Annotated in this window: 8 protein-coding genes; 7 read left to right on the top strand and 1 reads right to left on the bottom strand. The window is 63.5% G+C overall.

What is annotated here, in order from left to right; genetic code table 11:
- Positions 1–136: 136 nt before the first annotated feature.
- Together ACIP79_RS17705 and ACIP79_RS17710 are read left to right on the top strand one after the other, a co-directional pair.
- A complete protein-coding gene (locus ACIP79_RS17705; protein WP_401224142.1) occupies positions 137–1420 on the top strand; it encodes an XRE family transcriptional regulator in 1284 nt (427 codons plus the stop codon).
- Positions 1417–1956: a GNAT family N-acetyltransferase gene (locus ACIP79_RS17710; protein ID WP_401224145.1), complete on the top strand. Its 540-nt coding sequence runs from the start codon at positions 1417–1419 to the stop codon at positions 1954–1956. Before ACIP79_RS17705 ends, ACIP79_RS17710 begins: the two co-directional genes overlap by 4 nt.
- A gap of 114 nt (positions 1957–2070) precedes the next feature.
- Here the strand turns inward: ACIP79_RS17710 and ACIP79_RS17715 are convergent, their stop codons facing one another.
- Positions 2071–3273, bottom strand: coding sequence for a DNA cytosine methyltransferase (locus ACIP79_RS17715; protein WP_401224148.1), 1203 nt, complete (start codon positions 3271–3273; stop codon positions 2071–2073).
- Positions 3274–3500: 227 nt separating this feature from the next.
- On the opposite strand from ACIP79_RS17715, the gene ACIP79_RS17720 reads away from it, so the two are divergent.
- From ACIP79_RS17720 to ACIP79_RS17740, 5 genes are all read left to right on the top strand, one after another.
- Positions 3501–5573, top strand: a complete 2073-nt coding sequence (locus tag ACIP79_RS17720; protein WP_401224150.1) for a hypothetical protein — start codon at positions 3501–3503, stop codon at positions 5571–5573.
- 3 nt (positions 5574–5576) lie between these two features.
- A complete protein-coding gene (locus ACIP79_RS17725; protein WP_401224153.1) occupies positions 5577–6554 on the top strand; it encodes a hypothetical protein in 978 nt (325 codons plus the stop codon).
- Positions 6555–6576: 22 nt separating this feature from the next.
- Complete coding sequence (locus ACIP79_RS17730) at positions 6577–12024, top strand: DEAD/DEAH box helicase (RefSeq protein WP_401224155.1); 5448 nt, start codon at positions 6577–6579, stop codon at positions 12022–12024.
- A 204-nt stretch (positions 12025–12228) separates the two neighbouring features.
- Positions 12229–13776: an AAA family ATPase gene (locus tag ACIP79_RS17735; RefSeq protein ID WP_401224157.1), complete on the top strand. Its 1548-nt coding sequence runs from the start codon at positions 12229–12231 to the stop codon at positions 13774–13776.
- A gap of 92 nt (positions 13777–13868) precedes the next feature.
- Positions 13869–14624, top strand: coding sequence for an HNH endonuclease (locus ACIP79_RS17740; RefSeq protein WP_401224159.1), 756 nt, complete (start codon positions 13869–13871; stop codon positions 14622–14624).
- Positions 14625–14815: the final 191 nt, after the last annotated feature.

Raw genomic sequence — 14815 nt, forward strand, 5'->3', positions numbered from 1 at the left:
CGACCGACAACAAGACAACTCCCTTTCTCGGCAGGGTGATTAGGGCGATCCAGCGTCCGTCCAACGGAAGGACCTAGGGCGATTTGACCTCCCCTTTACCTGGTGGGTGAGGGGGCACGAGAGCTACCGTGCAGGGATGGACACCACGCGCAACACCGTTCTTGAGGCGTGGATGGCCGAACACGGCTACAGCTCCAACAGCCTTGCTGACACTGTGAACAGGGCTTTAGAGCCGTTAACGGGGCGGCCAGGCGGCCTCGACGGCTCATCGGTCAGGGCCTGGAAAGCAGGCCGGGTTACGTGGCCCAAATCGGCTACCCGCAAGGCACTTGAGGACATCAGCGGCCTGCCCGCCATCGCTCTAGGGTTCGTCCCACGGGGCCGGACTCCGTCCACCCCAGCCCCACCGCAGCAGGAGGACCCCGACATGAAGCGCCGTACCCTCGTCGGCGGCATCGCAGCGGCTGCTGCTGCGGCAGCAGCCCCCGGCACCGCATCGCCTCGCCGCATCGGCATGAGCGACGTCGACCGCCTCCAGAAGCGCTTCGCCGAGATCATCGCCAGCGACCACCGCCACGGCGGACAACTCGGCATCGAGCAGCGGGCCGCCGCACTCGCCGACGAGGCGCTGAACCTCCAGAACGCCGGCAGCGCCAGCCAGCGCGTACGCAGCAGCCTCTACGCCTCCGCAGCGGCGTTCCGTTCCTCGGCGATGTGGGCCGCCATCGACGGTCGGCGCTACGACGTTGCCAAGGCGCACATGCGTGAGGCCCAGGCCCTCGCCGAGATGTCCGGCGACCAGGAGATCAAGTTCCGCATCTGGAGTCACGCAGGAACTATGTACCGCCACATGGGCCGCCCCGCCGACGCATTCGCCGCAAACGACGTCGCCCGCAACCTGCACCTCACACGCCGTGACCCGCTGTTCGCGTCCCTCGGCCTGGCCCGGCAGGGCGCCATCCATGGCGCGGCGCAGGACCGCACCGGAACCCGTCGCGCGTTCGAGCAGGCGCAGGACGCCATGCTGCGTGCCGACCCCGCCGACTACCGGCCGGTGTGGATGCTCGCCTTCTACGACCAGGCCGAGCTGGACTCCCTGGCCCTGTCAGCGCACTTGGCGCTCGGCGACTACTCGACCGCCGAGTACCACGCCCACCGCTGCCTGTCTGCCCTCCGGCCCCACATGGTCCGGTCCTTCGCCATCACCACGACCCGGCTTGCACACGCCCAGCTCGCACAGGGTGCCCCCGACACCGCCACGGCCACCGCGATGAAGGTCCCCGCCGACGCCGCTACCCAGCACGCCCGGGTCACGCGCATGCTGCAGGAGTTCGGGGCCGCGCTGCGCGCCACCGCGCCGGGCAACTCCACCGTGCAGACCTGGACCGACCACGCCGCCACCTGGAGGATGGCCGCATGACCACGGCGCCCGCCATCGACCTGCGCACGTTCACCACCCTCGACACCGCCCGCGGCGACCTCCTCGACGTGTACGCCGAGGTGCGCGCCCCGCTCCTCCACCGGCCGAACTACGCGGTCACCGCGTTCGGCGAGCGCCTGGACCGGCACAGTGCCGAGCCGGGGTTCACGGCCGTCCTCGCATACGCGGACGGCCATCCGGTCGGCTACGCCTACGGCAACACCATCGAGCACGGCGACCGGTACTGGCAGCGCACCAGCCCAGCGCCGGCGGACAAGTTCACCGAGCGACCGGCCGTGGCCCTGAAGGAGATCGGCGTCCGACCGAGCTGGCGGAAGACCGGCACCGCGCGCCGCATCCACGACGCGCTCCTCGCCACGCGAGACGAGTCGTTCGTCACGCTCATGGTCAACCCGGCCGCGGGCGACGGAAAGGTCCACGCGCTCTACCAGTCGTGGGGGTACGAGGACATCGGGCAGAGCCAGCCGTCACGGGCCTCGCCGGTCCTCACCGTGATGATCCGCGCCATCCGCTAACCGGCGCCCATGACAGCCCGCTGTCTGGGCGCGAGTCACGCGAACCCAGGGGCGGGCTCTCCTTCGGTTGAAGGTCAGCCCAGCAACAGATTGCACAGAAAATGGAAGGGCAAGTCAGCCCCTCGTCACCAACCGTCGGGGCGAAGGTCCAACCCCCTCGCCTGGATGAGCCTCCTTGGTACCCACCTGCGGTTGGTACTCCTCAGGGATCGGAACGGGCGCGACGGCATGCGGGACCCTCAGTTGACGCACGGGCAACAAAGAAGGCACTCCCCTCAAGAGGCGAGACCTGGCTGAAGCCCCGCCCAGTTCAAGGTCTCCCACGATTGTCCGCCCCAACACCTCTGCAAGGAGCGGAGGAGTCGCGTTGCCCACCATCCGCCGACCGGCGCGGAACGGCTGGTCGATGCTCCATTCGTCAGGGAACGTCTGCAAGCGCATCTGCTCACGCACAGAAAGAGGCCGATTATCCCAGTGGAACGGCCCTGTACTCGGCCCAGGAGAGGCCGGCAAGGTCCAGGACGGTCGGTCCTTGGCCAGCTTCAACAGAAACGACCAGTACCGGGTTCGCCAGCCGAAGAGTTCCTCCCCGTCGCCACGGGCCGTGAGATGGAGATAGTTGCCACCTTCCGGGATCGAGGGCAGTAGCGCTGCCCATTGCCCCGTGGCAGCAGGCTTCTCGTCCTGTTCAAGATCCCAGAGCACATCCCAGGCCCGCATCGGGTTGTCTGCGTGGGTCGCCTCCGGCAGGTGAACCTCTACACCATCCCGGTATGCAATGCCGATAGCCCGACGTCGACGCTGAGGCACCCCGTAGTCGGCCGCATCAACGACCTTCGTCACCAGCCTGTAGGAAGTGCCATGCCGGTCATTGACGCCCGCGAGCCCCTCTTCAATGACCTCGGAGGCGTTCCCGTTCCCTCGTAGGAACCCCTCGACGTTCTCGATGAGCAATGCCCTCGGGAGGAAATTCTCCAACAGGTCGAGCATCCCATGCACACACTTGGCTCGGTCATCCTCCATGCCGCTGCGGGCCGTCGAAGCCCACTGCGCAGCCTTTGAAAACGGCTGACAAGGCGGTCCCCCCGCGATGAGGTCGAGTTCCCCGCGCTTCATCCCTAGCGCTCGGGGAGTGAGGTACTGGGCAGCAGTGTTGACATCACCGTCGCCAGGCATGACCCATCCCGGCCGATTGGCCGCGAGCACGGCCCTGGCGTCAGTGTCAACTTCCATGCAAGCGACGGTAGCCAGACCCGCCCTCTCCAGACCTATGTCAAGGCCACCCGCCCCTGTAAACAAAGAGAGCACCTTACCCATGGGCCGGGTTCGCGCTGACGATCGTACGGCGGTCAACGGAGGCACTCCCGGAAGTAGGTCTGCTCAAGGTCTTGACAGAGGGAGCTCACCGGAGAAACTCACGGTTGTCAAGGCAGTCGGGTAGTTAAGCAGACACCGGTGCCGAAGAATATCCAACACATGTTCGAAAAGCGACCAATGTCCTACCGATGGGCTAACTTTTCCCTACGCAGACGAGGGGGTTGCTCATGGACTATGACGGTTGGAACAGAGTTCTCGCGGAACACTTCTTCGCCGTCCGTGAAGCAGCAGCCCCCGTGTACTTGTCGGTAGACGATGCCCTGCTGGCTGAACTACTGACGAGTCAGACCCAGGCTGCCGCACCGTTCCCGACCGCCGCCAAGGACTTCCAAACTGCCATCAGGAGCCAGGTCTTCGGTCGCGATCCCTTCGGCGGCATCGCCTCCCGCGCTCGCCGCTGGCGCCGGCACGGGGCTGCAGGCAACCCGCCGTTCATCGCACTCCTCGCAGCAACAGTGCTCGCTGCATCCAGGATGAACCGCTCCGAGAACACTGCAGTCGGTAGGTTTTCCTACTACGGTCCGCTCCGCGAGCTGCTGGGCCTGCACGAAGGTTCAGGGATGCCAGATGGCTACGACGTAGTCATCCCCACCCTGTGGGATCACTTGAAGTGGTGGCTGACTGAACATGAGCAGGGCCGCCGCGGCCTACCTTCAGCCATACCTCACCCCACTCAGGTCAACATCGGCTGGTCCCTGTCCCAAGCCGTGTTGGTCGGATCCGACCGCGTGCAGGTCGGGCTGTTCCTGTCAGCGATCGGAGCACAGCCGGGAGATTCGGTCCCCGAAGCGGAACTCCTCGCCCGGTTCCAGGAGTGGGTACGGCTCAATCGGCCCAGCCCGAGAATCCAGCGCGCCCTGGCATCTCCAGAGTTGCGACCGATCCTCGCGAGCATCCTGCAGCAGGAACTCGCCCACTACGACGGGCTCCCGAGAAACTCCGCTGGCCTGCCGTGTGTGCCCTTGTCTCTCACGACTGATGCCGGCGGTTTCCCGTACGGCATCGCAGCCCGCCTCCCCTCCCACCTACGTCTCGAATCGCTCAGTCTGAACGGCGACGTAATCAGGGTTCCCTCAGGCGCGGAATGGTTACCTCTCACGCCTCCGGACCAGAAGCTCGCTCCAGGATCGGCCCTCGAACTGGCCGCCGACACCACCACACTGCTGCTCCCCGCTCGCGACCTCTACGTCCTTCAGGCCAACGACCTGGTCGGGAAATGGACGTCCGTCAATACAGCGGAAATCGGGGTACCGCATCGGGTTTTGGTGAGGACCGCCTTCGCAGCGCAGGCCGAGGCGGTGATGCTTGCCTGCGGGTCAGACGCCGTACGCCAGCCCCGCAGGGTTCAAGTGCCGCCCGGCTGGACGTTGTTCAGCGGCTACACACCGACCCGTTCCGCGACTGTCCCCGGCGTCCTCGGCCCGCTGACCCCACTGCACCAGCAGTTGGCCCGCCTGTCCGGCGGCCTTCGCATCGATGGCGGCAGACAGACCTACCTCCTCGGGTACGCACCCGACCTGGTTCTGCCAGCGACTCCCAATGACCATCCGCGCGCTGTCACCATCGATCGAGTGCCCTTAGCGCCGGTTTCCCCGGCCGCAACGGACACGATCACGATCCGGCTGGCGGATCTGGTGCACTCCGCCGGCGAGCACCAGATCGAGGTCGGAAACCGCAAGCTCATCTTCACCCTGGTCGAGCGCTACCGGGAGAGCGTTGCCCCGCCACTGCTAGCGCTCCCTCCGAGGAGTGACAAGCTGGCCACCATCCCCAGCAAAATCCAGAACACGGCAAGTCCGTCGGCGCGCGCCCCCTGGCTGCCGCCCGGCCATTTGTCCGGCTCGCTGTTCGGAAGCTATCAGCGCGCCCCGCTTCCTCCGATGAGCCTCCTGCGCCTCGGCGGCTCAATCTACGCCTTGGGCGCGAATCGCCTCGCTGCCCAGCTCGTTCCCGAAGCGCCGGCCTGGATCGCCACCATGGACCACGTGCCTCACGCGATCGACATCGAACCGCTGCTCGATGCTCTGCCTTTCCAAGCTCTATGGCTGCTTCAGGGGACCCGTTCCGGGAACGCCAGGGTCTGGCTAGCCCCAGCCGTCCAAACCGGTACGTATGGCGCGCCTTCAGGGAGCTGGAAATTTCTCAGCCAAGCCGACTGGCGCAGGCTGACCTCGGGAAACATCACCACCGCCGCGGTGGCCTGTGCACAAGACTGGACCGACTACACGTCAGGGAAGTGAATCGTGCACGACGAGCTGCTCCTGTGGTGCTCCGAACGCGGCGCTGGGAGCCTCGATGCCTTCCGCGATACGTACGCATGGCTGGAAAAGGGCAAGCAGGAGAGTTCCGCGCCGGACTGGCGCATCGCGCTGTACAACCTGCAGGTTCTCGGGCACGCCGAAGTGGACTGGGAGGCCCGGATCTGGAGCGTAACTCCACCGGTCCTCACCACCATGCCCAATTCCGGAGGGCACGCACTCCTGGTGGGACAAAGGCCGCTCTGGCTCATGCAGCGGCTGGAACGGCTACACGAGGACCCTGACTCCGACATCGCCACCCTCGCGCAGTCCGTGGTGCCGCTTCCACCACTTCGGCAGGCCGACGGCCCGTCAGTGCGGATGGTGACGCTGGCGGATCCTGAGAACTGCCGCGCTCTCTGTGAGGCACTCGGCATCGTGTTCGAGGACCGTGCCGCGGATCAACTCGCTCTGCGTCTTCCCCGCTTCCAAGAAATGCTTACCGAGCGTGGCGTACAGCGGGGGCCTGGCGGCATCGAGCCGCAGAAGATGTCCGAGGGCGGAAGTGACATCTGGACAGATGTCGAAGGCCACGGCGAGCCACCTCTCCACGGCGCCTACCGATATCAGCGCTACAACACCCACCGTTATATCTACTGGATCGGCATGAGCGGCTTCATCGCTGACAAGCGCACGGTGGTGTATGCCGAACTCGCGCGAGCAGAACGCTGGGTGCTGCGGTACAACCCACTGCGGCGGGAACTCTACGCCCCGAAACGCATGCAGCTACCGCATCTCCACGCCCGCGCTGCCGTGCTGCGCAGCGGGCTGCTGCCGCAACTCACCACCCTCAATCCGCAGACAGCGTCCGACCGGCAGTCGAACCCTGAGCACAAGAGCTACGTCAAATACGTGAACATCGACGAGCCATTCGCCAGACAAGTGGCCGAATCCCTATACCAGAAACTTCAACTCGTCCCCTAAATCAGGACCCGTTAGGATCTTCATGTCTGGCATCTCTCCCTCGGTCGTCCACGGCCGACTGGTCGAGTACTTCCAGCGGTACTACGACACCGCCTACTCCCTTCGCGACTCATCGGTGGGCGAGGAACTCAGAACGTTGCTGCGCACTCCCGGGGTCCTCTTTCAGGAGCCATACCTGGAGCTGTTGCCTCAATACGTGCAGTCAGCCCAGACCGTGGAAGAGCTGACGACGGAGATAGGTCTTCCGGAGTTCGCCGGACTTCTGGGAGCCGGTCTGCTCCGGGGAATCCCCAGGCTCTACACCCACCAGGCGGACGCGCTGAGGGCAAACAACCAAGGACGGGACATCGTGGTGACGTCCGGAACCGGTTCCGGAAAGACCGAAGCCTTCCTCGTTCCGGTGCTAGCCAGGCTGACCGATGAATCACGTCGGTGGGCAGCGCCAGGGCCCCAGGATGCCCAGCGGCCTTGGTGGCGCACGTCACGGGACTGGCAGGCCCAACGCCACGGCAACGGTCGACCCGCGGCCATGCGAGCCATGTTCCTCTATCCGATGAACGCGCTGGTGGAGGACCAGCTCATCAGGCTGCGACGCAGCCTGGACGCACCGGACGTACGCGACTGGTTCGACAGCCACCGTGACGGGAACCGCTTCCACTTCGGACGCTACACCGGCCGTACGCCAGTCGCTGGCCCGCTGGAACTCGCTTCCAAGCCGAACTCCTCCAAAATGAAAGAATTGCGCAGGACTCTGGCCTCGATGGAGGACAGAAGCCACCAGCTGGAGCAGCGCATCGCGGACGGCCTCGTGGAGGACGAAGAAGCCCGCTACTTCCTCCAGCGCCCCTTCGGGGCCGAGATGCGTTCTCGCTGGGACATGCAGGTCGCTCCGCCGGACATCCTTATCACCAACTACAGCATGCTCAACATCATGCTCATGCGCCGAGACGAGGATCCCATCTTCGATCGGACCCGTGACTGGCTGAAGAGTTCCAAGGATCACGTCTTCAGCCTGGTCGTGGACGAACTCCACATGTACAGGGGCACTCAGGGCACTGAGGTCGCTTACCTCCTACGCAAGCTTATCGACCGGCTCGGATTGTCCACCGATTCCGACCAACTGTCCGTGATTGCCACCTCCGCCTCCATGGATCCGGAAAACCCGGTGGACCGGAAGTTTCTGAGCGACTTCTTCGGACGGTCAGCCGACCGCTTCTCCGTGCTGGCCGGTGAACGCGTCCGGACCAAGGGCAGGACCGATCTCATGCCCTGGGCGGACACCGTTGGCCAAGGAACAGGTGCCCTGCCTCCGCTTCCTGACCGGCACGCGGCGCTCCAGGCCGCGTTCAGAGCGAGCAACGAGGACGACTCCCCCCGAGCGAAGCCGCTGACCGACGTGTCCGCCAAACTCTTCCCTGGCCTCGCACCCGACAAGGCGCTGGACGCCACCGACGTACTCATCTCGCGCCTCGACGGGCAGGCGGATGCCGGCTCGCGATTCCGGCTCCACCTATTCTTCCGGAACGTCACCGGCATGTGGGCGTGCGCGGATCGCAACTGCTCGGAGGTCCAACCGCGCACCGCAGAGTCACCGGCGGACCGCTTGGTCGGAAAGCTCTACAGCCGGCCCAGGTATGCCTGTGAATGCGGTGCTCGCGTCCTGGAATTGCTGTATTGCGACACGTGCGGAGAGGTCTTCCTCGGAGGATTCAAATCTCCGATCATCGGCCACGATCCCACCAGGCGCTACCTGGTCTCCACCGCAACCGATCTCGAATCCCTCCCGGACAAAGCGCGCTTCGATCGCACCGCCGATGTGTACAGCATCTTCCTGCCCACTGCGGGAGAACGCTCCGATCTCGACGTATCGCCGCACAGACACAAGGGGGGCCGACCGAAGGCAAAAAATCGTCCGGAATACACGTTCACCTTTGTTCCGGCCTTGCTGGATCCCGTGAGCGGCAAGGTTGTCAGCTACCCGGACGGGGAGAACAACGGATACCTGTTGGTGGCACACAGCCAACCGCAGGGCCACCTCGGGAAGGTCCGCGCCTTTCCCACTGTCTGTCCCTGCTGCGGGGAAGACAAGGAGATCTTCAAGAACGTCCGCCAGTTCGAGGACCCGTCACGGTCTCGGTCCCCCATCCGCACCATGGGTACAGGTTTTGAGAAGTCCAATCAGGTCCTGACCGATGCCCTCAAGAGGCAGCTGCAGACGAAGATCGTCGTCTTCTCGGACAGCCGACAGGACGCGGCCCGCATCTCGGCGGGCCTGGAGCGATCGCACTATCAGGACTTGGTCAGGCAGCTCGTGATCGCCACCCTCGACCATCCGAAGGATCTCGTGGCCCTGGCTGCAGAGTTCTTCAAGGGGAACCAGGCAGGCCAGGCCGCGCTAACCCAGCTCACTGGGACTGGTTCACCCGATCTGGTTGCAGCAGTGGTCGCCTTGGCCCATGACAGCCTCACCCCCGAGCACGAACGCGTGCTGGCGGACTACCGGGCCCAGCAGAAGGGCCCGACACTTGTCGAAATCGGCAACGGAGTCAGCGCGCAAGCAGTCACATACGGCGTGCATCCCGGGGGACCCTCGTTTTCGCTGAGCGCAAGCACCGAGGCACGGAGCTGGACCAATCTCTACGACTGGACCAGTGGCGTCCCGGTCCAACGGCCCGATGCTTCCCTCACCAACGATCTGCGCGTCCTGAGTTCAGAAATCCACCGGACAGTGCAGGCACAGGTCCAGCAGGCGGTCTTTGCGGGAGGCGGCCGCGACCTGGAGTCGCTCGGCATCGGCCATGCCGCTCAGGACATCATCGTCAAGAGCCGGTTGCTGGATGACGAGGTCTTCCACCAGGTGTGCCTGTCCGCGCTGAGGCTGCTGGGTGTACGCCGCCAGTTCCAGGAGCAGCGGCCTGAGCCACCGGCGAATCTGCACACCGCAGCTAGGAAATACATCAAAGCCGTCGCACAACGTTACGATGTATTCCCGGACGCACTGGTCCAAGAGGTGAAGAATGCACTGGGTCTGAGCGACGTGGAGCCCCGGATCGAAGGGCAGAAGATCAGGATCGTCCTGGCCGGCGGGACAGAATGGCGCTGTGAACGCTGTACCAGAAGGCACCTCCACGGCTCCGCAGGCGTCTGCGCCTTCTGCCTCAGTTCACATCTCGTTGCCGAACCCCTCGACCCGGATTCCGTCACCCTTGACGACTACTACACCTTCCTAGCCCGCGAGGCCGGGACCCCCTTCAGGCTCCACTGCGAAGAACTGACGGGCCAGACCGACAACGACGATGCGCAGGCCCGGCAAGCCCTCTTCCAGTCGGTCTTTCTGAGCGGGAAGGACATCGAGTTGGTCGATGAGGTCGACCTACTCAGCGTCACCACCACGATGGAGGCTGGCGTCGACGTCGGCGCGCTCCGCGCGGTGGTAATGGCGAACATGCCACCACAGCGCTTCAACTACCAGCAGCGTGTGGGCCGGGCCGGTCGGCGGCTCGATCACCTGTCCATCGCCCTGACACTGTGCCGTGGCACCAGGACTCATGACGACCACTACTTCCAGCACCCCTATCGCATCACCGGCGACCCCTCGCCGAGCCCATACGTGGATCTCGATCGCCTGGAGATCCTGCGCCGCTGCTACGCCGCAAGCCTGCTGACTCTCGCCTTCCGGTCGGTCGAGGGAACATCCGGCTGGGATCCGGGACGCAATGTCCACGGGCCCTTCGGGACCGTCAGCGGATGGTCACTGGTACGGGATGACGTCCGCGCCTGGCTGGCCGGGAACGACATCGCCAAGAGACACGCAGGCCAGGTTCTCCTACAAGGGGCGTCTCCCGGCGCGCCTTCGATGGATGATCTGGTCTCCTGGGCCACTTCCAGCCTCTACTCCGAGATCGAGGAAGTGGCGACGAACGCGCCGGACGCGGGTCCGCTCAGCCAATCGCTCGCGGAGCGCGGAGTGCTCCCCATGTTCGGATTCCCCACCCGGGTCCGCAACCTGCATCATCAGAGGCCGCACGGACCGGAACTCACCGACGTCATCGACCGGGACATCGACATCGCCATCTCGGAGTGGGCGCCCGGCGGTGAAGTGGTCAAGGACAAGGCGTTGCATACAGCAGTCGGCCTCGTGACGTACGAGCCCGCGGGCGGGCAGTGGCTGCCCGGCAAGGCTCCGGACAGTGATCGTCTTACGGTGGGCATCTGCGCCAAGTGCCTCTCCGTCAATCTCCGTGAATCCGAGCATTCGTGTCCTGTGTGTGGGGCCACCGCAGGAGAAGCCGGCGACTACCGGATGCTCCCGTCGTGTCAGCCTCTCGGTTTTCGTACCAGCTACACAGCTCAGGATTACGACGGCACCTTCGAGTTCACACCACGCGCGTTCTCCGCGCGCCTCACCCTCGACACGACATCAGCACTCGTCCCACGCTGCACTAAGGCCGCTGAATTCAGGAGTGGCGAGGGACGCATCGTGGTGGTCAACGCAGGAACTGGCGAGGGATACCAGTTCGGCAAAGTCAAGGGACACGACGGTCTGCTGGACACGAAACTCCTGGCCGACGCCGACCGCGCGAGAGATCTGGGCCTGCCCACCCAGCCTTCGGTCAGCAACGAGGAGAAGCTGGCACTGGCCTCGGTGAAAATGACCGACGTTCTCTTGGTCGGCCTCCGCGAGCAACCCGCCGATCTGGCTCTTGACCCGAGACGCATGGCCGCAAGGGCTGCTTGGCTCTCACTCGGTACGGTTTTCAAACTCGCTGCCGTCAGACTGCTGGACATCGACGGAAGAGAACTCTCGGCGGGTCTGTACCCCGTCCGTGGAGAAGAGGAGGGCAGTGTCCAGGCACAAGTCTTCCTCTCGGACACGTTGGAGAACGGTGCCGGATATTCGACCTGGTTGGGGAAGCGTCCTGCCGAATTCCTACTCGCCGCGCGTGAGGTGGCAGCCGATCTCACCCGCCACCGCTCCGGCAGCTTGGTGGCCGCGCCGTGCGACTCATCCTGCTACGACTGCCTGCGGGACTACAGCAACAGCGCCTACCACCCGCTGCTCGATTGGCGCCTGGCCACACAGATGGTCGAACTGCTCGATGGGGAGAACCCGGACTTCGCCGCTGAGGAGGACTATGCGTTCAAGCGCGCCGAGCAGTTCACCAAAAGCTTCTCGCACTGGAAGGCCGATTCCTCCCATGGCCTGCCAGTCCTGAAAGACACCCAGCATGAGGATCTCGCTGTCCTCATCACTCATCCTCTTGAGGCTTGGGTCGGTCCTGCCCGCTCGAAGCGTGTGGCCAGAGCGTTGGCTTCGCTGGAGACAGAGGGCTTCGAGGTGTTCGAGTCCTTCGAGAACCCGGTCCTGGACAGCGAACCGCCGCAGCGCGCGGTCGTCGCGGTCGATACGTTCGAGCTGCTTCGGCGCCCCGGCTGGATCGAGTCGAAACTGCAGAGCCTCTTCGACTGACCGGCCGAGCAGCGGGCAGGGCCGCCTTTCTGTGACCCTGCCCGCTGCCACCGGCTCCCCCGGGCTCACGCACCTAGCAGTTCGCTCCTGTCGGTTCTGGCGGAGCTGCGCTGCCGGTGCCATTCCGAAGGTGCCTCGGTCTCCCACCTGAGACAGGGGCGGGTCCATGGCCGGGCACAGAGAACACACGACTGGAGTACGCCGATGCATTTTCTTGTAGTGCCTCGCAGCGAGGGCTTCACCGTGCCGTCCAGCCTTCCGGCACTCGTTCTCCGGCGTGATCTCTGGGATGACTTCGGACTCAAAACCATGTTCGATGCCCATCTCTACCCATCTCGAACAGAGGCGTCCATCGACCTGGGATCCGTCAAGATCATAAAGAGAGGGCAGCACGGCGGTGCCACGGAGATCCCCGACAGCTTCGTCCAGCTCGATGAGAGTTACTGCTCACTCGGGCAGGCATTTTCCTACTACGAAGCACTGCACGGACTTCCCAGTGAATTGCGCGACACTATTCTGTTCGGGCTCCGCGACATCGCCATCGACCCCTCGCTCAGGGAATCGTTCGCCGACGAGCCGGCTATGGCCTCCTCACTTCTGCGCTACGGGAACGCTGAGCTCGCGCTGAGAGACGCCACAGCCCTGCTCGGAGGGGCGACAGCCCCGCGGGACAGCGCACTTGCGTTCACGTTCAGAACGAGTGTTGGAGGGGAAACCTTCTCCATTCGCTTTGGTTTCGCGGACCGCCACCCCCTGCCTGGCCGCATCAACGTCGTCGTGGGTTACAACGGGTGCGGGAAAACTCAGCTCCTTGCCAACCTTGCCAACACTGCGCATGCAGACCTCACCGACCGAGCCGACGAGAGCTTCGTCCGGCGATACGGAGAATTCTCCGAAGGCGCCGGTGCGCCACGATTCTCCTCGGTCATCGCCATCTCCTACAGCGCTTTCGACACATTCGACCTGCCGGGGAAAAACCGACAGGAAGAGGACCGGCTGGAATCCAGCGGCGAAGTCTCCGGATACACGTACTGCGGCCTTCGGAGATACGATCGCAGTATTGGTTCGGACGCACCTCGCACCGGGTCACTCAAAGGCGCCGAGGAGATCCAAGGTGACATCATGTCCGCCCTCGTCAGGGCCAGCACACCCGAGCGTAAACAGAGACTGGTAGCAGCCCTCAATCCACTGAGTCGAGAGCCCTCGTTCAAACGGGTCGAGCTGTCCGATACCTTCGATTTCGATAGCGATTCGTGGCGGGATTCCTTTTCGGGCCTCAGTACCGGGCACAAACTCGTACTCAACATTGTCGTGCAGCTTGTGGCCCATCTGGAGCCCGGATCACTGGTCCTCATCGACGAACCAGAATCCCACCTGCACCCCCCACTCTTGGCCGCTTTGCTCAAGAGCATCAATATATCCCTGGATCATTTCGACTCCTACGCCGTAATGGCGACGCACTCCCCGGTCCTCCTCCAGGAAGTCCCCAGACGTTACGTCAAAGTCCTACAGCGATTCGGAAATCTCACACTCGTCGCCACCCCGGAGATCGAAACTTTCGCAGAAAATGTAGGACTGCTCACACGCCACGTATTCAACTTGGACAGTAGCGCGACCGACTATCATTCAACTCTCCGCTCCATGCAGGAGAGTTTTCCTCTGGATGAGATCATGGAACTGTTCGACGGCGAGATGAGTGCGCAGTCCATTTCTTACCTGACGAGCATCCGTCGCGATCGGCCCGGGAGATGATTCGGCTTCCCCGCCCGGACAGGAACCGCCTGGCCGATCTTGATCTAGCCGTGAGCCGGAGACGTCCGTCCTCTCGACGGGTCCTGATGGGCGTGCGCACGGGAATCATCGACGCTTACGGCGACTACGAGGACGTGTTGCGGGATATTCGCCGGTTTACGTCGCTTGCCAACGGTTCCGATGCGCTCACCAAAGCACTTCTGGGAAATTACGCACTTCTGGACAGGGGCCGCCCCCTGGAAGATCTCAGGAACTCGATCTTCCGGACAGCGCTGTCGCGAAACCATCGGTGCCCATTATGCGAAAGAGCCCAGGTCTGCGCCCTCGATCACTTCCTCCCAAAGAATCACTTCCCGGAATATTCAATCCTAGCCGACAATCTTATCCCTGTTTGCGAAAGATGCAATCGACTAAAGGGGGATGAGTGTGACAGGGTAGACGGCTTGCTCATGTTTCACGCATACTTCGACGAGTTCCCGGACGAAGAAATACTATTCGCAGAGATAGATGTCGACAACACTGTCTCCATTAGATACTCCTTGCACCGCTCTGACGAAATTGACAACTTCACCTTCGGGAGGGTCGAAAAGCAATTCGAGATACTTGGCCTTTTCGAATTCTACCAGATGGAGGCCATAGCCGAGCTAACAGATCAAGTTGATCTCTATGATGAAGCGTACGATTCCTTTGGCGACTCCGGGCTGCGATCGACTCTTAACGCCTTGGCTCGAGGGGCTGAAAGGAAGGGAGTAAATAACTGGAAGGCGGCACTTTATCGCGCCCTGTCTAGAAATGCGGAATTCTGCAGCGGCGGCTATCGGAAGCTGCTTGCAACGCCGATGAAATGACGGCGTCGATTTGGACGTGCGTCCCGCCGGTGGACCTCCGCCCTCGGTCACATAAGCCCGATCGAGTTCGAACAACGCTTGATCAACTCAGGTAGCCTGAACTTGGTTGCATAGTTCGCGGATGTCCACATAGCAGGGCGAACCCCATGCCTTGGTAGTCACCGATGCCTGCCGCCATCTGGCTTTCCCCG

This window comes from Streptomyces sp. NPDC088747 (genome assembly GCF_044751025.1).
Taxonomy (GTDB): Bacteria; Actinomycetota; Actinomycetes; order Streptomycetales; family Streptomycetaceae; genus Streptomyces.